This is a genomic window from Bradyrhizobium sp. AT1 (assembly GCF_001590795.1).
Lineage (GTDB): Bacteria > Pseudomonadota > Alphaproteobacteria > Rhizobiales > Xanthobacteraceae > Bradyrhizobium.
Genome location: NZ_JXDL01000001.1, coordinates 4,943,772 through 4,964,687, shown reverse-complemented (window position 1 = coordinate 4,964,687; position 20,916 = coordinate 4,943,772). Strand labels below are relative to the sequence as shown.

The window sequence follows — 20,916 nt, the reverse complement described above, 5'->3', positions numbered from 1 at the left end:
ACCCGGATTGCGCTTCGCTCCATCCGGGCTACTGCGCACAAACGCTACGTGCTGCTTCCCGCCGCGGTCGCGACCACCGGCAGCACCTCCTCGCTCGCGCGATCCGGAGTCTCCTCCTTCCAGCGCACCGAGCCGAACGGACGCTCCAGCATGCGGCGGATCCGCACCGGCTCGGGGCCGATGTGGAAGGCGATCGCCTCCTGATGCAGCGCGCGTTCGGATTGGGTCGAGCGGTTGCGCTGACGCAAGTAATCGAACCAGGTCGGGCAGTGATAGCGCTCGGTCCACAATTCGGGATCGGCGATGTCGCGCGCGATCGACCAGCCATAGGCGCCGTTGCGCTGCCGCGAGAGCTGCACGTCCTGCATGACGTTGTGGAACGCGCGCGCATTCTCCTGCGCGACGCGATATTCAATCTCGACCACCAGGGGACCGCTGCGCCCCGTCAGGGACAGCTTCACCTCGGGATCGGCCAGCACGTCGGCGTCTTCGTTGCGGGCGCCGACGCGCGGCATCGTCAGCCAGATCCCGAGCAGCGGCGAGATCAGCATCATGCCAGCCGCGGTCAGCAATGCGACCTCGACACCGGCATAGTCGGTGAGATGGCCCCAGCCCCAGGCGCCAATCGCAATGCCGCCGGAAATCGAGGCCTGGAACGCCGCGAGCGAGCGGCCGGCGACCCAGCGCGGCGCCGAGAGCTGCACGCCGATGTTGAACAGCGCAATCGCAGCCATCCAGACCGCGCCGGCCAGCACCAGCGCCGCTGCGGTCAGCACCGGCTCCGTGCTGAGGGCAAGCGCGGCCATCGCGAATGCCATCGAGATCGTGCAGGCGCGGATCGCGGCCTCGCCGCTCATGCGCTTGCGCAATTCGTGGATGTTGAGCGCGCCAACGACGGCGCCCATGCCGAAGGCGCCCAGCATGATGCCGTAGGTCTGCGCGCCGCCATGCAGCAGGTCGCGCGCGACCAGCGGCATCAACGCCATGATGGCGCCGCCGATCAGGCCCATCACCAGCGTGCGCAACAGCACGATCTTGATCGGCGGCGAATTGGTGATGTAGCGGAAGCCCGAGACCATGGCGCGGTTGAGCTTTTCCCGCGGCAGACGCGACGGCTCGACCGAGCGGCGCCAGAGCAGCAGCACCATCAGCAGCGGCAGATAGAGGATCGCGTTGCAGGCAAACGCGGCCACCGCGCCGAGCGCGGCGACGATGACGCCGCCGACCGCCGGACCGAAGCTGCGCGCGATGTTGTAGCTGATGCCGTTCAGCGCGACGGCCGATGGCAGCGCATCGGGCGGCACCTGCTCGCTGACCGAGGACTGCCAGGCCGGGCCGAACAGTGCGTTGCCGCTGCCCACCACGAAGCAGAAGGCGAGCAAGGCTTCGGGGGTGATGAGATTGAACCCGGCCAGCACCGTCAGCGCGGTCGCGCCGGTGAGGGCAATCATCAGCGAGACCAGGGTAACGATGCGGCGGTCATACATATCGGCGATGGCGCCGGCCGGCATCGAGATCAGCATGATCGGCAGCATCAAAGCGGTCTGCACCAGTGCGACCTTGTCCGCCGAGGCCGCCATTTGCGTCATCGCCCAGGCCGCGCCGACGCCCTGGATCAGCAGGCCCAGATTGGAAAGCAGGCTGGCGAGCCAGATGCGCCGGAACACGGTGTAGCGCAGCGGCGCGGTGATGCCGTCGGCGGCCATTTTCTGGCGGTTCGGCTGCTCGGTCATATCCCCTTCCATATGGGCTGGCAGAAGTGGTTTCGGGCGATTCCGGCAAATTCTTTGATGCCCGCGAAAGTCCTTCGCTGTCCAGTGGTTAGGCCGCTATAAGCGGTGCAAAGAGGCGGTTTGCCGGGGGAACAGATGAAGCTGTCACGACGGATGATCTTGCTGGGGGCGGGCAGCTTGCCCTTCGCAACTGCGAGCTTGCGGATGGGCGCATGGGCCCAAACCGCACCCGCCGCGGCGCCCGGCACCGAGGTGCCGCCGATCCTGTTCGTCCACGGCAATGGCGACTACGACGCGCTCTGGATGACGACGCTGTGGCGGATGGAATCCAACGGCATCGCCCGCGATCGCATGATGGCGATCAATTTCACCGACCCCAATGCGCGCAGCGACGACAAGGTCGAGCAGGCGAACCGCTCCTCGACCGAGGACCAGCGCCGCGAGCTCGCCGCTGCCATCGCGGATTTGAAGCGCCGCACCGGCGCGGCGCGCGTGGCGCTGGTCGGCAGCTCGCGCGGCGGCAACGCGATCCGCAACGTGATCAAGAACGGCGGGGCCGGCGATGTCAGCCACGCCGTTTTGTGCGGCACGCCCAATCACGGCGTGTTCGCGACCGACGACCAGCTCAACAACGAGTTCAACGGCCGCGGCCCGTTCCTGCGCGGCCTCAACGAGGGCGAGAGCGAGGTGACGCCGGGTGTTGCCTTCCTCACATTGCGCAGCGATGGCATGGACAAATACGCGCAAGCCGACGGCCGTTTCATCGGCAAGCCCGGCACGCCGACCGGCGTCACCAATGAAGGGCCGGAGCTGAAGGGCGCCACCAATCTCGTGCTCGGCGCGCTCGACCACCGCGAGGTGGCGTTCCATCCGCGCGCGTTCCGGGAGATCTACAAATTCATCGCGGCACGCGAGCCCGCGCGCATCGCGATTGTGCCGGAGGCAAGCATCAAGCTGAGCGGCCTGGTTACCGGTACGCCCGGCGGCGTGTCGACCAATCGCCCCGTGGCGGGTGCAACCGTCGATATCTTCCGTGTCGATTCTGATACCGGTGAGCGCAAGGACGGAGCAGTCTACAGTGCACAGACCGGCGCCGACGGCCGTTGGGGGCCCGTGCAGGTCGACCCCTCCTGGTCGCTCGAGTTCGTCCTGACCTCGCCGGGTGCGCCGATCACACACATCTATCGCTCGCCGTTCCCGCGCTCGTCCGACGTCGTCCATTTGCGCGCCGCACGGCCGCTCGGGCCAGCCGACAAGGACGCCGGCGCCGTCGTGATCATGTCACGTCCTCGCGGCTATTTCGGTTTGCCCAGGGACGTGGTGTTGCTGGACGGCAAGGAGCCGGCCGACGTCAAGCCGGGCGTGCCGACGGATTCGGCGGCAACATTGCGGCTTGCGGCCGGCGAGGTTGGACGTAACATCGTGGCCCAATTCGGCGAAGAACGAATTGTGGCGCGCGCCTGGCCCGCTGCCGAGAACAGGATTGCGATTGCCGAGCTGACTTACTAGCTGTTTGCCTGCGTCCCTTCTTGCGGGAGAGAGCCATGAATATCGCCAGCGTGCGTCGGCCCATCATCCCTCCGGCTCCCCCGCGTGCACCCGACGACATGTCGTTCTTCGGCCGGCTCGCCGTGATCCGCCAGAACATGATCGCAACCTGGGGGCAGCGTGCCTATGAGGAAGACGTCATCCAGGGCCGCTTCTTCTTCCGCAACAGCTTCATCCTGAATCAGCCGGATGCGATCCGGCATGTCTTGCTCACCAACTACGAGAACTATACGCGCACGCCCGCGGGAATCCGCATGCTGCGTCCCGTGCTCGGTGACGGCCTTCTGATCGCGGAAGGCCATTCCTGGACGTTCCAGCGCCGCACGCTGGCGCCGGCGTTCACGCCGCGCGCGACCGCGAATCTCGTTCCGCACATGACGGCGGTGCTCGACGAGACCATCGCCAAGCTCGATGCGCGCACGGGCGAGGACGTCGACCTGCGCGAGATCATGCAGCGCATGACGTTGGAAATTGCCGGGCGCACGATGTTCTCGTTCGGCATGGACCGGCATGGCGCGACCTTGCGCAATTTCATCATGGAATATGCCGCGCAGTTGGGGCGCCCATATCTCCTCGACATGCTACTGCCGGTGTCCTGGCCGAGCCCGATGGATTTTGCCCGGGCCCGTTTCCGCAAGCGCTGGACCGAGTTCGTCGCCATGCTGATCGCCGAACGGCGCGCGGCCGGCAAGAAGGACGGCGCGCCGCCGCGCGACCTGTTCGATCTCATGGACGCCGCGCGCGACCCCGAAACCGGCAAGGGCTTTTCCGACGAGCAGCTTGTCGACGAGGTTGCGACCATGATTCTCGCCGGTCACGAGACCACCGCCACGGCGCTGTTCTGGGCGCTCTACCTGCTCGCGCTCGACCCTGATACGCAGGAGGAGGTCGCCTCCGAGACGCGCGGCGAGCATCTCGACAGCATGGCTGACATCGACCGGCAGAAGTTCACCCGCGCGGTGATCGAGGAGACGATGCGGCTCTATCCGCCGGCGTTCCTGGTCGCGCGTGCCGCGCGCGAGAAGGACAACGCGGCCGGCATCGAGATCGGCAAGGGCGACATCATCATGATCGCGCCCTGGCTGCTGCACCGGCATGAGAAGCTATGGGATCAGCCGAACGCGTTCATTCCAAAGCGCTTCATGTCGGCGGAGGCGCCGGACCGCTTTGCCTATCTGCCGTTCGGCGCAGGTCCGCGTGTCTGCATCGGCGCGCCGTTCGCGCAGGCCGAATCCGTGCTGGCGCTGGCCCGGCTGATCGGCGCGTTCCGCGTCGAGCTCGCCGACCAGGCCACGCCCGTGATCCCGCTCGGCGTCGTCACGACGCAGCCGGACCACTCACCCATGTTCCGCATCACGCGTCGGTGACAGGCCCTTCGTCTGGCCGATGGCGTGATGCACCCTAGATAGAGTCCCGCCATGAGCGACATTCAGGCCCAGTTTTCCGTCCTCAAGCAGACCGCCGATGCGAAGGTGGTCGATGCGATCGCGCGTCTGATCGAGGACGGCGAGGATCACGAGCTCAACCGCGTCAATGTCCTCGACTTCGCCACGCAGCATGCCGTCGACGAAGAGCACGCGATCTCGGCCTTCCTGCACGCGGCGCGGCTCGGCCTGTTCGACCTCGGCTGGAACGTGCTCTGTCCGGGCTGCGGCGGTGTGCTCGGCGCGCATACGACCTTGAAGGCGCTCAAGCCCGACGACTATCACTGCGCGCTGTGCGCTTGCGGCTACAAGGCTTCCGTCGACGATCAGGTCGAGGTCTCCTTCACGGTGAACCCGCGGGTCCGGCGCATCGCGGCGCACGATCCCGATACGCTTCCGGTCTGGGAATATTTCAAGCAGGTGTTCTGGAGCTCCGGCGTCGACTTCAACAAGGAATCCTTCGCGACGCTCGCCAACGAGGTGACGCTCGACACCATGGAGCTGCCGGCCGGCGAAAAGGCGACCATGTCGCTGCAGCTGCCTGATGACTTCGTCATCATCTTCGAGCCGGTGACGCACGCCGCCCATTTCATCGACGTCCAGGGCGAGCCGACCAAGGACCGTCAGCAGCTCGCCATCATGTACAACAGGGTGCAGGCCCCGACGGGCACCACGACCATGCGGCCCGGTCCGCTGCGGCTGTCTCTGGAGAACCAGGCCGGCGTGCGCGTGCTGCCGTCGGTGTTCATCGCGGCCGAGGCGCTTCACCATCTCATCGGCAAGCGCAAGCCGTTCCTCACCGCCAAGCGGATGCTGTCGAACCAGACCTTTCGCGACGTCTTCAAGGCGGACAATCTCAGTCTCGACCAGCGCCTCCAGATCACCTCGCTCACCTTCCTGTTCACCGATCTGAAGGGCTCGACCGCGCTCTATGAGCGGGTCGGCGATCTCGCCGCCTTCGATCTCGTGCGTGCGCATTTCCATGCGCTGCTCGAAATCATCTCCTCCGAGAAGGGCGCGGTGGTAAAGACCATCGGCGATGCTGTGATGGCGACCTTCGTCAGACCCGAGCACGCCATCGTCGCAGGCTTGCGGATGCGCGCGGCTATGGACGAGCTCAACAAGCAGCGCGGCACCGACGATCTCATCGTCAAGATCGGCATCCATGAAGGTCCGTGTCTCGCGGTAATGCTCAACGAGCGGCAGGATTATTTTGGCCAGACCGTCAACATCGCCGCCCGCGTCCAGAGCCTGTCGACCGCGCAGGAGATTCACATCACCGGCCCCGTGCTGGATGCGCCGGCTGTTGCGGAAATACTTCAGCAGCGCGAGATCAAGCCGATCCAGAAACAGGCCGCGCTGCGCGGCATCGCCGACAAGATGGTGGTGTACGAGATTCCGTGATCGATTCTCGCTGTCGCCCCTGCGAACGCAGGGGCCCATACCGCGTGATGTCTAAAATGGGCCAGATGGTCGTTGCCTAAGTCATCGCCAAACGAAACCCTGTGGTTATGGGTCCTCGCGTTCGCGGGGACGACAGCTGGAGGCTCAGCTTGAGCATCGCGTCCGATTGACGACACCCAGATTGCCGAAACGTAATGCGCGCGCGGAACTGACGCACGTTGCGCCGGTTGAGGTTCCTGCTCATATAATGCTGTAACAGCCGCCCCTCGCGGCGCATCGATTTCGGTAGGATCTCATGCTCGACGGCCTCCGCCAATTCATCACCGACATAGTCGCCCCTCACGACCAGAGCCGCACGTTCGGTGAGAGCGATTATCGGTTGGCCGCGACGGCGCTGCTGGTCCACGTTGTCTCGCTGGACGGTCAGCCGACGGCGGCCGAGCAGCGCAAGCTGCACAGCCTGATCGAGAGCCATTTCGGGCTCGACCACGGCACTGCGGATCGCCTGATCGCGGACGCCACCCAGGTCGAGGGTGAGGCGGTGGATCTCTATCGCTTCACCAGTGTCATCATGCGCTCGCTCGACGAAGAGGGCCGCAAGCGCGTCGTCCGGATGATGTGGGAGCTGGTCTATGCCGACGGCCAGGTCTCCGAATTCGAAGACAACGTCGTCTGGCGCGCCTCCGACCTGCTCGGGATTTCCCAGCGCGACCGGATCGAGCTGAAGCACGCCATTGCGGACCGTGCCGGCAGTCAGCTGAAGGATAGCGCGGTCGGTGGCTGACCCCGTGCTACCTGCGCGGGTGGCCGGTTGTGCCGCTCACATGACGAAACTTTAATGTATTTGCCGGCCGCCTCGCGCCCGGATTCATCCGCAAATCCGCGGTTTTCCTGCCGTCCCTGATCTCCGCTCAAGCGGCCATGCTGCCAGTGCCGCTTGCCTGTCGCGCACGGCCTATGCTCTCGTTCCGCCATTGCGGGCCCAAAATCTTCTTCGAGAGACTTGGGTCAAAAGACTTGGATCAAGAGACTTAGGTCAAGAGTTGAATCGTGACTGAGCGGGTAACGTTGATCACCGGGGCCTCGGCGGGCATAGGCACGGAGCTGGCGCGCGTGTTTGCCGCCAATGGACATCGCCTGGCGTTGACGGCGCGGCGCGCGGATCGGCTCGAGGCGCTCGCGAACGAGCTCACCGCCAAGGGCGGCAAGAAGCCGATCGTGATTGCCTGCGATCTCCAGGACATGAGCGCCGGCGAGACGATTGCGGCGGCGCTCGCCGCCGAAGGCGTCGAGCTCGATCACCTCGTCAACAATGCCGGTTTCGGGGTGTTCGGTGATGCCATCGAGCGCGATCGCGACGCGCAGATCGGGATTGTCGATGTCAACGTGCGGGCTCTGACGGATTTGTCGCTGCGCTTCGCCGATCAGCTCATCAAGAACAAGGGCGGTCTTCTCAATGTCGGCTCGGTCGCAGGCTTCCTGCCGGGCCCCGGCATGGCCGTCTACTATGCGTCCAAGGCCTACGTGATTTCCTTCACCGAAGCGCTGCGCGCGGAGCTCGCCCCGCGCGGTGTTCGCGTCACGGTCCTTTGTCCGGGCCCGGTGCCCACCGAATTCCAGGCGCGCGCCGGCGTCGGCTCCGGACACGATACAGCCCTGCTTAACGTTTCCGCCGCCGATGTCGCAGCGCAGGCCTATCGTGGCCTGATGGCGAACAAACGGGCAGTGCTGCCCGGTCTGGGCATCAAGATCGTGCCATTTGCGCTGCGCTTTTTCCCGCGGGGCTTCATCCTGGCTGCCACCAGCCGGTTCCAGAGGCAGAGGCACTAAGGTCAGCTCGGGCGACCGTATTGGCCCGGAGCTTGCTTCTCTTGAGCAGTGTGCGCGAACTCACACGAAATTAACGATCGCTTAGTTATGCTGGCAGTCTGACCTAACAGCTTTCGCAAGGACAATGTCGTTCCGGACGGACAGGTTTGGTGGCGGAGAATTGGTGCCCTTCCCGCGAAGGACGCCCGGCGCGACTGCCTCTGAGGCGATAAGCGGCCTGCCGGTTCTCATTGTCCTGCACCAGGAATCCTCGACCCCCGGCCGCGTCGGCAATGCCTTGCGCGCGCTCGGCCATCGCCTCGACATCCGCCGTCCGCGCTTTGGCGATCCCCTGCCCGACACGCTCGATCAGCATGCTGGCGCCGTCTTCTTCGGCGGCCCGATGAGCGCCAATGATTCCGACGACTATATTCGCCGCGAGATCGACTGGATCGAAATTCCGCTCCGCGAGCAGCGGCCGTTCCTGGGCATCTGCCTTGGCGCCCAGATGCTGGCGATGCAGTTCGGGGCGCGCGTCGCGCCGCATGCCGAGGCGCTGACCCAGATCGGTTATTATCCGATCCGCCCCACAGCCGCGGGCCGCGCGCTGTGCCCTGCCTGGCCGGATCAGGTCTATCACTGGCATCGCGAGGGATTCGAGTTGCCTGCCGGCGCCGAGTTGCTCGCGGAAGGCGACGATTTTCCGGTGCAGGCATTCCGCGCCGGCAATGCCTTCGGCGTGCAGTTTCATCCTGACGTGACCTACGCGATGATGCATCGCTGGACGACGCGCGGCTATGACGGCTTCAGCGCGCCCGGGGCGCGGCAGCGGCACCACCATTTCGCGGATCGTGCCGTGTACGATGCCGCAGAGCGGGCCTGGCTCGATCATTTCATCGACGGCTGGCTGGCGCGCCGGCCGGTGCTGGCGCAAGCCGCCGAGTAAGCCGCGCCTCAGCGCAGTTTCTAGCGCAGTTTCTTGGCGCAAGTTCTTGCCTCCCCCGGTCATGCTAGGCTCGATCCCAACGAGCGCGCGAACGCGCCGGCAAACCAGGGAGAGCGTCATGGCCTATGAACACATCCTCTACGACGTCAGCGACAAGATCGCGACCATCACGCTCAATCGTCCTGATCGCATGAATGCGTGGACCCCGATCATGGAACGCGACGTGCGTCATGCCATGGAAGCGTCGAGCGCCGACGACAATGTTCGCGTCATCATCCTCACCGGCGCCGGCCGCGGCTTTTGCGCCGGTGCCGACATGGATGCGTTGAAGGGGCTCGACCCCGACGACGTCAGGCGCGCCTCGAACCTGCCGCCGTTCGACATGAACCGCCGGCCGGATTGGCAGACGCGCTATGGCTATTATCCGTCGATCAAGAAGCCTGTCATCGCCATGCTCAACGGCGCGACCGCCGGCATCGGCCTCGTCCACGCGCTCTATTGCGACCTTCGCTTTGCCGCCGACAACACGGTGTTCACCACCGCTTTCGCGCGACGCGGGCTGATCGCCGAGCATGGCATCAGCTGGATGCTGCCGCGCATCGTCGGCCACGCCAATGCGATGGATATGTTGCTGTCAGCGCGCCGGGTGTCGAGCGAGGAAGCCTTTCGGATCGGGCTGGTCAACCGGCTCTGCTCCCCTGAGAAGCTCCGCGAGGAGACCTACGCCTATGCACGCGATCTCGCGGATTTCGTCTCGCCAAGCGCGATGGCCGTGATCAAGCGCCAGCTCTACGAAGTGCCGTTCCAGACCATGGCCGAGGCGACGATCGAAGCCAACCGGGAGATGATGGTGGCGCTGGCCGGCAGCGATTTCCGGGAAGGCGTGGCGAGCTTCATGGAGAAGCGGCCGCCGCGGTTTACGGGGAGGTAGGGGGGAGGTTTGGATAGAGCCCGGCTTCGCCCTGCGGGCTTCGCCGCGGCAGCCTTCGCTACGAAAGGGCTTGCCGAGCCGAAGCAGGCGTAGCCTGCGAAGGCTGGTGGAGCCAGGCGGGATCGAACCGCCGACCTCGTCATTGCGAACGACGCGCTCTCCCAGCTGAGCTATGGCCCCTTTGCTGGCCGCTCTGGTAAACGCGGCCGACAACCGGGCGCCATTTAAGTCCCCGCCAAGGTCAAGTCAAGGACGGGTGTCACCCGGTTTTAGCCATTCGGGGCGCCGACTTCCCTTGTTTGGGGAGGGGGGAACCGATATCTAGCAAAAGGCGTCACTTCCGACCGCAGCCAGTCTTCAAAAGCCAGAGTCTTCAAAAGCCAGAGCCCTGAAAAATCATGCGTGCCGTTCTCGACATCGTCATCATCGTGCTCGACCTCTACGTCTGGCTGCTGATCGCATCCGCGATCCTGTCCTGGCTGATCGCCTTCAACGTCGTGAACACCCGCAACCAGTTCGTCTCGGCGGTGGCGGAGTTCCTGTACCGGATCACGGAGCCGGTGCTGGCGCCGATTCGCAATTTCCTGCCCAGCCTCGGCGGCCTCGACATCTCGCCGATCATTCTGATCCTGATCATCATGTTCATCGAGCGGGTGATCCTGTACTACATCTATCCCAACGTGATCTGAGCAGGCTGAGGCGCCTTGGTTGCCAACGAAGCTTTCAAGGAACCCTGGCGCTACTCGACCGCAGGAATCAGCATCGCGCTGCGCGTGACGCCGCGCGGCGGCCGCGACGACATCGATGGGATCGAGCAACTGGCCGATGGCCGCAGCGTGCTCAAGGTGCGGGTGCGCGCGATCGCCGATGGCGGCGAGGCCAACAAGGCCGTCCTGGTGCTGCTGGCGAAATCGCTTGGCGTCCCCAAGGCCAGCGTGAGGCTCCTGTCGGGGGCAACCTCGCGGCTGAAGCAGATCGCGGTCGACGGCGATCCGGCACGGCTCGGCGAGGTCCTGCGCCAGCTCGTCCAAGCCAAATCGGCTGACGCCAAATCGACTGACTGAGGAACTGACATGACCGCCAAAATCATCGATGGAAAAGTCATCGCCGCGGAACTCCGCGCGCGCGTCACTGAGGAGGTCGCCCGGGTCAAGCGCGAGCACAATCTGGTGCCGGGCCTTGCGGTGGTTCTGGTCGGCAGCGACCCCGCCAGCGAGGTCTATGTCCGTTCCAAGCACACCCAGACCCAGGCCGCCGGCATGGCCTCGTTCGAGCACAAGCTGCCGGCCGATGTCGCGCAGGCAGATCTCCTGGCGCTGGTCGCCAAGCTCAACCGCGATCCGGCCGTGCACGGCATCCTGGTGCAGCTGCCGTTGCCGAAGGGGTTGAACACGGAAGCCGTCATCAATGCCATCGATCCCGCCAAAGACGTCGACGGCCTGCATCCGAACAATGCCGGCCGGCTCGCCGGCGGCTTCGAGGCGCTGTCGCCCTGCACGCCGCTCGGCTGCATCATCCTGACCAAGAGCGTGCAGGCTTCGCTGGAAGGCATGAATGCCATCGTCATCGGCCGCTCCAATCTGGTCGGCCGTCCCTTGGTGCAATTGCTTTTGAACGAGAACGCCACGGTGACGATCGCGCATTCGCGCTCGCGCGATCTCCCCGGGCTCGTGAAGAAGGCCGATCTCGTCTATGCTGCGGTCGGCAAGCCCGAAATGGTGCGCGGCGACTGGCTGAAGCCGGGCGCGACCGTGATCGACGTCGGCATCAACCGGATTCCGAAGGACGACGGCAAGACGCGCCTCGTCGGCGACGTCGCCTATCAGGAGGCGCTCGGAGTTGCCGGCGCCATCACGCCGGTGCCGGGCGGCGTCGGTCAGATGACGGTGGCCTGCCTGCTGGTGAACACGCTGCGCGCGGCCTGCGCGATCGCCGGGCTGCCGAAGCCGGCGGTGTAGCTGAACTCTCGTGCACGGCTGAGCCGGGGCCCGGTCGCGCCATGTGTCCCGGCTCAGCGACGCGTCACTTCGTGCCGCATCGCGTCCGGGACACAGAAACTCAACCCTGCTTCTTCTTCTTCTCGCGATCCATGCCTTCGAGGATCAGCTTGTGCGCATCCTCCGGGCCGCCCCAGCGCAGGATCTTCACCCATTTGCCCTTCTCGAGATCCTTGTAGTGCTCGAAGAAGTGCTGGATCTGCTGCAGCGTGATGTCGGGCAGGTCGGAGTACGATTTCACCTTGTCGTAGCGCTGAGTCAGCTTCGACGACGGCACCGCAAGAATCTTCTCGTCGCCGCCGGCCTCGTCCTCCATGAACAGCACGCCGACCGGGCGCACGCTCATGACGGCGCCGGGGATGATGGCGCGGGTGTTGATGATCAGCACGTCGCAGGGATCGCCGTCATCGGACAGCGTGTGCGGGATGAAGCCGTAATTGCCGGGGTAACGCATCGGCGTGTACAGGAAACGGTCGACCACCAGCGTGCCGGCTTCCTTGTCCATTTCGTATTTGATCGGTTCGCCGCCCACGGGGACTTCGATAAGGACGTTGACTTCGTGGGGTACGTTCTTCCCGATCGAGATCGCATCGATACGCATTCAAGGCTCCGTTGTTGCCGAGGTAAAATCGCGCCCGGCAGCCGATTTTGGCGCTGTCATACGCGGGCTTGGCCCGCTGATCCATCGCGTTTTTGTGAAATAATGAATCTCGAAGTCACCGGCGCAAAGGCGAGCGGTATCGACGGAAGGCAAAACGCTGCCGGCTAGGCTTTCAGCAGCTCAATTGGTCCAGATCTTAGTTGGTCCAGATCTTAGTTGGTCCAGGCGAAGGCGACCTTGTCGAGCGACTTCGGCCCGAACCGCTCCGACGAGCGTGCCACCATACGGCCCCCCAGCGCCCGGTAGAACTCGGTCGCCGGGTCGTTGTCCGAGAGCGCCCACACCACCATGCTCTTCAGCCCGCTCTGCATCAGGTCACGGCGGGCGGCGGCGAACAGGCGGCGGCCGAAGCCGAGGCCCTGGAATTCCGGACGCAGATAAAGCTCGTAGATCTCGCCGTCGAAATGCAGACTGCGAGCACGGTTGCGACCGTAATTGGCGTAGCCTGCGATCTTGTCGCCGAACACCAGCACGCTGACGCGGCTGCCCTTGCGGATCGCGCTGTCCCACCATTGCGGGCCGCGGCGGTTGATGAGCTTCTCCAGCTCGGCACCGGGAATGATGCCCTGATAGGCGGAACGCCAGGCTTCGTCATGAGTGGACGCCACCGCAGTTGCATCTGCAGCTTTGGCCGGCCGGACCTCGATCAGGGTTGTGCTCATGGGCGCAATCAAACCAAGTCGCCGCGTCGGCGGCAAGACCTATCGTTAATTATCGGTTAACGTGTGGACTTTCTGCATCAGTCTCTTAACCATGTTGTGCCGAAAAAAGACAAGACGCCAACTCAAATGGCACTGGCGTGCCCTGCGTCGGTGCAAAACTCGTGTTGCGGCAACGAATGAATGGCAATGGCAACGCAGAAAATCCGCCCATGGTGATTCGTTCCTACTAGTGTGGCCGTCGCTGTTCGTGTTCGCCCTCGGCCATTGATGCGGCTTCTCACCACCATCGCGCTCCTGTCGCTGCTGGCCTTGCTGATGGCGTCGCCTGTGTGCGCTCAGGTCACGTTTGGCCCATCCGGAGAGGAGGGCGAACAGCTTCGCCGACAGGAATGGCTTGTGCCGTCGCCGGATACCGACATCGCAGCGCATGCCCTGCTGTTTCGCCCCGCCGGCGCAGGTCCGTTCCGGCTTGCGGTGATCGCTCACGCCTCGACGCAGAATGTGTTGCGTCGTGCGCAAATGCCGCAGCCGGAATACCGTCCTCTTGCCGCCTATCTCGTCGCGCGCGGCTTTGCCGTGCTGGTGCCGCAGCGGCTCGGCCATGGTGCGACCGCCGGCCGTTATGTCGAGGACCAGGGTGGATGCGACGAGGCCGACTATGCCCGTTCGGGCCGTGCCACGGCCGAGCAAATCCGGCTCGCGCTGGATCATTTGCTAAAGCAGGATTTCATCCGCAAGGAGGCCGCCATCGTGATCGGCCATTCCGCCGGCGGCTGGGGCGCGCTGGCGCTCGCCAATGCCGATCCGAAAGCGATCTCCGCGATCACGGTGTTCGCGCCGGGCCGCGGCGGCCATGCCAATGACGAGCCGAACAAAATCTGCGCGCCGCACACGCTGCTTGCCGCCGCAGCGGAGTTCGGCCAGGCTGCACGCATTCCCGTCACATGGCTCGTCGCAGCCAATGACAGCTACTTCTCGCCGGCATTTTCGAAGAGCCTGGCTGACGCGTTTCGCGGCGGTGGAGGCAAGGCCGATTTTCGCATCCTGCCCGCCGTCGGCGGCGAGGGGCATTGGCTGATCGAGAGCGAGGCCGGCGTCAAAGCTGCAAGCAGCGAGCTTGCGCGGGCGCTGGCTCAGCCTGCGACGCCCATGAAGCGACGGGACGATCGCTGATGCCAAGATGGCCCGACGATGACGTGATCCTGTTCGACGGCGTCTGCATCTTCTGCTCGCGCTGGGTGCGCTTCGTCGCCAAGCGCGATACGGCGAAGCGGTTTCGCTTCACGCCGATCCAGTCGGATTACGGCGCCCGTCTCGCGCGCACATTCGGCATCGACCCCGATGATCCCGACACCAACGCCGTTGTTCATGGCGGCGAGGTCTTCATGAAGTCCGATGCCGCGCTGACGGTGCTGTCGCAGCTTCCAGGCTGGAGCTGGGTGCGCGCGTTGTTCGCCGTGCCGAAGCCGCTGCGGGACGCCGTCTATAGCCTCGTGGCGCGCAATCGCTATCGCATTTTTGGGAAATACGATGCGTGCTTCGTGCCCGATGCTGATTTGCGGGCGCGGGTGATCGAGTGACGCGATAGCCACGCCATAGCCGGGACGTCATCGGTAGGAGGCTAGCGCTTCCCGATTGCGGCCAACACTTCCCCAGCCGCGCGCTCGCCGCTGTCCCTCGCCCCGTGCGCAGTCGTGAAGAACTCCGGCGACGTTGCTTCTCCCGCAAAGAACAGCCGCCCATCCACCGGAGCGGCCAGCACGGCGCGGTCGCCGGCGTGGCCGGGCAGCGCGTGCGAATAGGAGCCGCGGGCGAAGGGATCATGCGCCCAGCGCGATTCATATAACGGCTTCAGCTTGCCGCGGATGTCGTTGCCGAGAAAACTCGCTATCTCGTTGATCGCTTGCGCGGCAATGGCGCCATCGCCGGCATCCTCCAGCGTGCGCGCGAAGCTGCCGCCGAAAAAGCCTTCGATGCAGGGCTGGCCGAACGGGCGGATGTGGTAGGTGCCCATCTCGGTGCGCATGGTGGCGCCGCGCAGATTGGCTTCTTTCGGGAAGGCTTCCGCATCGTCGAGCGCCAGCGTCACCTTGTCGTCGACGCCGAGCGGCAGGCCGGCTGCCGCGTCGATCTTGGACGGCAGCGGCGGCGAAAAGCGGATCGTCTCATCGGCGATCAGATTGGTCGGCACGGTGACGATCGCCTTGTCCGCTATCACCGCGCCCTGCGATGTCTCGATGCGGATGCGCTTGCCGGAATGATCGATCAGCGCGACGTTGCAGTTCAACGCCGCCGGGCAGGGCGCGCCATAGGCCGCAACCAACGCGCCATAACCGCGGCGGACGCGCCAGTTGAGCTCCGTGTCCTCATAGGCCTCCCAGTCGCGCGTCGACATGTCCTCGAGCTCGCAGCCGTTGATGTAGGTCGAGATCGCGTCGATCATGGGATTCCAGCGATTGCCGGGCTCCAGGCTCCGGCTTGCCGGCTCGTCCTCGCCCTTTTGCGCGGCCTGCGCGAGGCGCTCATAGAACGCGTCCATCGCGCGCATGAAATCGTCGCGCTCGGCTTGCGGAAACGCGTTGCCATAGGCGCGCTCGCGCCAGGGCGGCAGGTCCTTGTTGAGCTCGAAGCCGAGCTGTTTCGCGATGGCAACGAAGGAGTTCTTGTTGGCTGAATGCAGCCAGCCGCAGCCGACGTCGAAGGTGACGTCAGGCGAGGCCTGCACGGTCCAGGCCCGGCCGCCGAGCCGGTTACGCGCCTCCAGCACGATCACCGCGAGGCCCGAGCCAGCCAGGGCATGCGCGGCCCCGAGGCCGGCGGCACCGGCGCCGATGATCGCGACGTCGACGGAGGAAGGGAGGGACATGGGTGGGCTCTAGCACGTTCGGGAAGAGTGCTGAAGCCAGTCACGTGTCCCGGACGCGCTGCAGCGCCCTTGCGCTGCTGCGCAGAGCCAGGACCCCAGGCGTAGGGCACATGAGGCGAGATAGGCCCCGGCTCGGCGGCGCACCGCTGTCGCGCTGCGCCGCGTCCGGGGCACGAGAGGGCGGTGGCCTTACGCCACCGCTTCCTTGGCCTTTTCCGCGCGCTTGCGCTCGTTCGGGTCGAGGTGCTTCTTGCGCAGGCGGATCGACTTCGGGGTGACCTCGACGAGCTCGTCGTCCTCGATATAGGCGAGCGCCTTTTCCAGGGTCATGCGGATCGGCGGGGTCAGGCGCACGGCTTCGTCCTTCGAGGTCGTGCGGATGTTGGTGAGCTGCTTGCCCTTCAGCACGTTGATCTCGAGATCGTTGTCGCGGGTGTGCTCGCCGACGATCATGCCCTTGTAGACCTTCCAGCCCGGCTCGATCATCATCGGGCCGCGGTCTTCCAGCTTGAACATGGCGTAGGCCACCGCTTCGCCCTGGTCGTTGGAGATCAAGACGCCGTTGCGGCGGCCCTGGATCTCGCCCTTGTACGGCGCATAGCCGTGGAACAGGCGGTTCATGATCGCGGTGCCGCGGGTGTCGGTGAGCAGTTCGCCCTGGTAGCCGATCAGGCCGCGGGTCGGCGCGTAGAACACCAGGCGCTGGCGGTTGCCGCCCGAGGGCTTCATCTCGATCAGCTCGGACTTGCGCTCGCTCATCTTCTGCACGACGACGCCGGAGTGCTCCTCGTCGACGTCGATGACGACTTCCTCGATCGGCTCCATGGTGGCGCCGGTGGCTTCGTCCTTCTGATAGACGACGCGCGGGCGCGACACCGAGAGCTCGAAGCCTTCGCGGCGCATGGTCTCGATCAGGATCGCGAGCTGCAATTCGCCGCGGCCCGAGACTTCCATCGCGTCCTTGTCGGAGGCTTCGACCACGCGCAGCGCGACATTGCCTTCGGCCTCGCGCAGCAGACGGTCGCGGATCATGCGGCTCGTCACCTTGTCGCCTTCGGTGCCCGCGAGCGGGGAGTTGTTGACGATGAAGGACATCGACACGGTCGGCGGGTCGATCGGCTGTGCCGGCAGCGGCACGTCGACGGTCGGGTCGCAGAAGGTGTCGGCGACGGTGCCCTTGGTCAGTCCCGCGATGGCGACGATGTCGCCGGCTTCGGCTTCCTCGAGCGGCGTGCGCTCGAGGCCGCGGAACGCCAGGATCTTGGTGATGCGCCCGGACTCGACCAGCTTGCCCTCGGCGTTGAGCACCTTGACCTGCTGGTTCGGCTTGAGCACGCCGGAGGAGATGCGGCCGGTGATGATGCGGCCGAGATAGGGGTTGGCTTCCAGGATGGTGCCGATCATCCTGAATGGACCTTGCTCGACCTTCGGCGGCGAGACGTGGCGCAGGATCAGGTCGAACAGCGGCTCCATGCCCTTGTCCTTCGGACCCTCGGGGCTTTCGGCCATCCAGCCTTGCTTGGCCGACCCGTAGAGGATCGGGAAGTCGAGCTGCTCCTCGCTGGCGTCGAGCGCGGCGAACAGGTCGAACACCTCATTGATGACTTCGGTCGGGCGGGCGTCGGGACGGTCGACCTTGTTGATGACGACGATCGGCTTGAGGCCGACCTTGAGCGCCTTGGAGACCACGAACTTGGTCTGCGGCAGTGGGCCTTCGGCGGCGTCGACCAGCACCAGGGCGCCGTCCACCATGTTCAGGATGCGCTCGACCTCGCCGCCGAAATCGGCGTGGCCTGGGGTGTCGACGATGTTGACGCGGGTGTCCTTCCACTGCACCGAGGCCGCCTTGGCCAGGATGGTGATGCCGCGCTCACGCTCCAGATCGTTGGAGTCCATGGCGCGATCGGTCACCTTCTGGTTCTCGCGGAACGTGCCGGACTGCTGGAGGAGCTTGTCGACCAGGGTCGTCTTGCCGTGGTCAACGTGAGCGATGATGGCGACGTTACGGAGGTTCATGAGTGAGCTTCTTTGCGTTCGTACAATGGGTTAAGCGCGATCTCGCCGGTCGGACCGGGACCTCTTCTCGAAACAACGCTGGAAGACTGAAAACGGGCGCTCGCCGCCCAAACGGGAAGCCCGGCCATATCGACCGGGCACCCTGCGCGTTGCGGCGCAATATATGCAAAAACGGCCAAAAAACAATGTGTTCTTTGGCCGTTGGTTGACTGAATTTTATCCGGGAATCCCCGGGACTTAGCTCCCGTTCCGGGCCGGCGAAGCCTTTCGGCCTACGATAGCCGCCCAGATCATGACGACGCCTCCGATGCCGATGACCAGCCCCAAAAAGACCAGCGAGGCGATGTCGGAGGGGATCTGGCCGCCCTCGACCACCGACATTCCGCCGAACAGGAGCGCGCACAGCCCCGGCAGCAGCATGAAGATCCCGGCGATCGCCATCAGCGCGGTCAGGCAGCCACTGCGCGGTTGCTGGATCTGTGGAGGCACTGCCGGTGGGGTGGGGCTGGAATCGCTCATGGTCTCTTTCTCGCTGCCCGGATCAGCATCACGCCGGCAAAGGCCGCCAGCAGTGCAAGGACGAGGATGGGGATGACACGGCTATCGAGATGGGACGGCGAGTCGACGACGAAAATCAAGGCGCAGATGCCGGGCAGCAGCAGGATCACCCCGAACATGACCATGAACGCGGTGACGCATCCGCTCCGCGACGATGGAGGTGAAGGCGTCTCGCTCAACGAGGCATCTCCTCACGCTGCCCGGCGTCCCGATAGGTTTCGCCGCTCAGCGCCGCGCGGATGCCGTCGATCTTGCCGTTGCGATAAAACAGATTGTAGGTGTCGAACGGGATAATCGCGCCCTGCTCCGTCACGAAATGGATGCAGCTGCGCTTGACGTTGCCGACGCAGAAATTGAAGCGATCGAGAAACTGCACGATGGTGACGCGGAAGACATTTTCGTAGGAGAGCCCGTCCGGCACCTGAAAGCTCGGCAGGCAGCACAGGAGTTCGCAGACGCGCTCGCTCGTGTTCAAAGGCCCCGACGACAGCGAGAACAGATCGACGAATTTTTCCCGCAGCACCGGATATTTCTCGGGGCTGATGGTGTTGGGCATCACGGCGATCAGCTGTTCCTGCGGGATCAGCGAAGTCAGCGGCAGCACCTTCTCGCCGTTGCGCAGGCCATAGCCGATCGAGATGCTCTCGGGATTGCAGGGCAGCGGGATCATGTCCTTGTCGCCGAATACGCCGGTTTCGATCACGCGCTTGCGGATCTCCGACAGCATGATGCGGTCGGTTTTCTCGTCGAAATCGTCGTTGCGGCCGGCGTCCTGTACCGGCTGCAAGGTGACGCCGCGCACGCATGTCCAGGTCAGCGCGTGGCGGACGATGTCGCCGATCTCGGCATCGTTGACGCCGCGCTTGATGGTCGCGACCAGCGTGGTCGACACGCCGTATTGCTCGAGATTTTCCAGCGCCTGCTGGCGGATCTTGCGCAGATCCGCGCCGCGCAGATTGACCAGCGCGTCGCGCTGCATCGAATCGAACTGGAGATAGACCTCCAGCCCGCGCCTGTTCTCGGCGAGCCGCGCCACGAATTCTTTTTCGCGGGCGATGCGCAGGCCGTTGGTGTTGATCATGACGTGGCGGATCGGGCGCGCGCGCACGGCGTCCAGGATCGCGAAGAAATCCGGATGCAGCGTCGGTTCGCCACCTGAGATCTGGACGAGATCGGGCTCGCCCTCGCTGGCGACCAGCGCGTCGAGCATTTTTTCGATGGTCGCGAGCGGGGTGAATTTCGTTCGTGCCGGCGAAGACTCCGCGAAGCAGACCGGGCAGGTGAGATTGCAGTGCTCGGTGATCTCGATCAGCGCCAGGCAGGAATGCTGCTCATGGTCGGCACAGAGGCCGCAATCATAGGGACAGCCGAATTCCGTGCGCTGCTGGAATTGCAGCGGCCGGTCGCCGGGCTTGATGAAGTCCTTGCACAGGCGCCAATAGGCGGCGTCGGTCGAGACCAGGGTCGACTGGACACCGTGCTCCCTGCAACGCTTTTCGTACCAGACCTCGTTGTCCAGGATCTGGATCTTGGTCGGCACCAGCTTCAGGCAGGTCTCGCAGAGAGATTGGGTCTGGCCCCAGAAAATATAGGGGCGCGATCTACGCAACGGCGCGTTCATGCAAGTAACTCATTCTGCAAGGGTCTCGCTTTGGGCGTCGTCGCCAGCATGACGCCGGCGTAGAGCAGGAGGGACAGCGACAGCAGGTGAAACAGGGTGAGGGGGCCGATCAGCGCGCCGTAAGGCTTGAGGAATTCCCACAGGAAACGCTGCGCTCCGTAATAGGCGAGCGCGAGGTAGAAACCATTGGTGATCGCAAAGGCGTTCCGGTTCAACACCGCCAGCACATAGACGAGCGCAAATACGGCCATGGCCGCGCTTTCATAGAGCTGCACGGGATGGCGCAGAACGCCGTCGCCGAAATCGTGCCCCCAAGGCAGAGCCGTCGCCGTGCCATAGGTGAAGTCGTCGAGCCCTGCGAAATAGCAGCCGAGCCGGCCGATCGCGATGCCGACAGCCAGCGGCAGCGCGAACCGTGCGCCGGTGCGCAAGGCGAGGCCGGCCGTCCATTTGTAGAGCTCGATCGCCACGATGCCGCCGGCCAGCGCGCCCTCGACCGAGCGCGCAATGCCGCTCTGTCCCGACAGCCACAGATTGGCGGAGCCGAACAGGTAGGCGCCGAGGCCGGCGCCGAACACCAGCGCGGCGACATAGGGCAGCTGGAACGACTGCGACGGAAACTGCAGGCGTTGTCGCGACAGCCACCAGACGGCGGCGGCCGCGGCCAGCCATGCCAGGATATCGAAGATGGTGTGAAGAACAGCCCCGCTCATGCGGAGGATATTAGCCCAGGTTCCGGC

The 20,916-nt window shown here is 64.8% G+C and carries 21 protein-coding genes and 1 tRNA gene; 12 read left to right on the top strand and 10 right to left on the bottom strand.

Going from position 1 to position 20,916, the window contains the following annotated elements; all coding sequences use genetic code 11:
• Positions 1–44 precede the first annotated feature (44 nt).
• Positions 45–1,733, bottom strand: coding sequence for an MFS transporter (locus SE92_RS23045; protein ID WP_063203710.1), 1,689 nt, complete (start codon positions 1,731–1,733; stop codon positions 45–47).
• Positions 1,734–1,868: 135 nt separating this feature from the next.
• Between SE92_RS23045 and SE92_RS23040 the strand changes: the two genes are divergently transcribed.
• From SE92_RS23040 to SE92_RS23010, 7 genes are all read left to right on the top strand, one after another.
• Complete coding sequence (locus tag SE92_RS23040) at positions 1,869–3,242, top strand: hydrolase (RefSeq protein ID WP_063198617.1); 1,374 nt, start codon at positions 1,869–1,871, stop codon at positions 3,240–3,242.
• 35 nt (positions 3,243–3,277) lie between these two features.
• On the top strand, positions 3,278–4,648 hold the full coding sequence (locus tag SE92_RS23035; RefSeq protein ID WP_063198616.1) for a cytochrome P450: 1,371 nt from the start codon (positions 3,278–3,280) through the stop codon (positions 4,646–4,648).
• A 51-nt stretch (positions 4,649–4,699) separates the two neighbouring features.
• Positions 4,700–6,109, top strand: coding sequence for an adenylate/guanylate cyclase domain-containing protein (locus SE92_RS23030; protein ID WP_063198614.1), 1,410 nt, complete (start codon positions 4,700–4,702; stop codon positions 6,107–6,109).
• 295 nt (positions 6,110–6,404) lie between these two features.
• Complete coding sequence (locus SE92_RS23025) at positions 6,405–6,893, top strand: tellurite resistance TerB family protein (RefSeq protein ID WP_063198612.1); 489 nt, start codon at positions 6,405–6,407, stop codon at positions 6,891–6,893.
• A gap of 266 nt (positions 6,894–7,159) precedes the next feature.
• Positions 7,160–7,939, top strand: coding sequence for an SDR family NAD(P)-dependent oxidoreductase (locus SE92_RS23020; protein ID WP_063198611.1), 780 nt, complete (start codon positions 7,160–7,162; stop codon positions 7,937–7,939).
• A 124-nt stretch (positions 7,940–8,063) separates the two neighbouring features.
• Positions 8,064–8,864: a glutamine amidotransferase gene (locus SE92_RS23015; RefSeq protein ID WP_063198609.1), complete on the top strand. Its 801-nt coding sequence runs from the start codon at positions 8,064–8,066 to the stop codon at positions 8,862–8,864.
• 118 nt (positions 8,865–8,982) lie between these two features.
• Positions 8,983–9,795: an enoyl-CoA hydratase gene (locus SE92_RS23010; RefSeq protein WP_063198608.1), complete on the top strand. Its 813-nt coding sequence runs from the start codon at positions 8,983–8,985 to the stop codon at positions 9,793–9,795.
• Positions 9,796–9,899: 104 nt separating this feature from the next.
• On the opposite strand, the gene SE92_RS23005 is transcribed toward SE92_RS23010, so the two are convergent.
• Positions 9,900–9,975, bottom strand: a tRNA-Ala gene (locus SE92_RS23005).
• A gap of 218 nt (positions 9,976–10,193) precedes the next feature.
• On the opposite strand from SE92_RS23005, the gene SE92_RS23000 reads away from it, so the two are divergent.
• Genes SE92_RS23000 through folD form a run of 3 tightly spaced genes read left to right on the top strand, consistent with a single transcriptional unit; the run spans position 10,194 to position 11,753 of the window.
• A complete protein-coding gene (locus tag SE92_RS23000; protein ID WP_018318966.1) occupies positions 10,194–10,484 on the top strand; it encodes a YggT family protein in 291 nt (96 codons plus the stop codon).
• A gap of 15 nt (positions 10,485–10,499) precedes the next feature.
• Entirely contained in the window at positions 10,500–10,859 is a 360-nt protein-coding gene (locus tag SE92_RS22995) for a DUF167 domain-containing protein (RefSeq protein WP_063198606.1), read from the top strand.
• 9 nt (positions 10,860–10,868) lie between these two features.
• Positions 10,869–11,753 carry a bifunctional methylenetetrahydrofolate dehydrogenase/methenyltetrahydrofolate cyclohydrolase FolD gene (gene folD, locus SE92_RS22990; RefSeq protein ID WP_063198604.1) on the top strand — a complete coding sequence of 295 codons (885 nt, stop codon included), beginning with the start codon at positions 10,869–10,871 and terminating at the stop codon, positions 11,751–11,753.
• A gap of 100 nt (positions 11,754–11,853) precedes the next feature.
• On the opposite strand, the gene ppa is transcribed toward folD, so the two are convergent.
• Both ppa and SE92_RS22980 read right to left on the bottom strand, forming a co-directional pair.
• A complete protein-coding gene (ppa, locus tag SE92_RS22985) occupies positions 11,854–12,393 on the bottom strand; it encodes an inorganic diphosphatase (protein ID WP_063198602.1) in 540 nt (179 codons plus the stop codon).
• Positions 12,394–12,605: 212 nt separating this feature from the next.
• On the bottom strand, positions 12,606–13,115 hold the full coding sequence (locus SE92_RS22980; RefSeq protein ID WP_008136728.1) for a GNAT family N-acetyltransferase: 510 nt from the start codon (positions 13,113–13,115) through the stop codon (positions 12,606–12,608).
• Between the two features lie 267 nt (positions 13,116–13,382).
• Between SE92_RS22980 and SE92_RS22975 the strand changes: the two genes are divergently transcribed.
• Together SE92_RS22975 and SE92_RS22970 are read left to right on the top strand one after the other, a co-directional pair.
• Complete coding sequence (locus tag SE92_RS22975; protein ID WP_063198601.1) at positions 13,383–14,288, top strand: dienelactone hydrolase family protein; 906 nt, start codon at positions 13,383–13,385, stop codon at positions 14,286–14,288.
• Positions 14,288–14,695, top strand: a complete 408-nt coding sequence (locus SE92_RS22970) for a thiol-disulfide oxidoreductase DCC family protein (RefSeq protein ID WP_063198599.1) — start codon at positions 14,288–14,290, stop codon at positions 14,693–14,695. The genes SE92_RS22975 and SE92_RS22970 overlap by 1 nt, the downstream gene beginning before the upstream one ends.
• 41 nt (positions 14,696–14,736) lie before the next feature.
• Here SE92_RS22970 and SE92_RS22965 read toward each other — a convergent pair whose 3' ends face one another.
• The 6 genes from SE92_RS22965 to SE92_RS22940 form a co-directional block, all read right to left on the bottom strand.
• Complete coding sequence (locus SE92_RS22965) at positions 14,737–15,981, bottom strand: flavin monoamine oxidase family protein (RefSeq protein WP_063198598.1); 1,245 nt, start codon at positions 15,979–15,981, stop codon at positions 14,737–14,739.
• Between the two features lie 189 nt (positions 15,982–16,170).
• The gene (gene typA / locus SE92_RS22960) at positions 16,171–17,997 is read right to left on the bottom strand and encodes a translational GTPase TypA (protein WP_063198596.1); all 1,827 of its coding nucleotides are present in this window, start codon (positions 17,995–17,997) and stop codon (positions 16,171–16,173) included.
• A gap of 237 nt (positions 17,998–18,234) precedes the next feature.
• On the bottom strand, positions 18,235–18,516 hold the full coding sequence (locus SE92_RS22955) for a hypothetical protein (protein ID WP_063198594.1): 282 nt from the start codon (positions 18,514–18,516) through the stop codon (positions 18,235–18,237).
• Positions 18,513–18,734, bottom strand: a complete 222-nt coding sequence (locus SE92_RS36075) for a hypothetical protein (RefSeq protein WP_063198593.1) — start codon at positions 18,732–18,734, stop codon at positions 18,513–18,515. Before SE92_RS36075 ends, SE92_RS22955 begins: the two co-directional genes overlap by 4 nt.
• Positions 18,731–20,176, bottom strand: coding sequence for a radical SAM protein (locus SE92_RS22945; RefSeq protein WP_063198591.1), 1,446 nt, complete (start codon positions 20,174–20,176; stop codon positions 18,731–18,733). Before SE92_RS22945 ends, SE92_RS36075 begins: the two co-directional genes overlap by 4 nt.
• On the bottom strand, positions 20,173–20,889 hold the full coding sequence (locus tag SE92_RS22940) for a prolipoprotein diacylglyceryl transferase family protein (protein WP_063198589.1): 717 nt from the start codon (positions 20,887–20,889) through the stop codon (positions 20,173–20,175). Before SE92_RS22940 ends, SE92_RS22945 begins: the two co-directional genes overlap by 4 nt.
• Positions 20,890–20,916 lie beyond the last annotated feature (27 nt).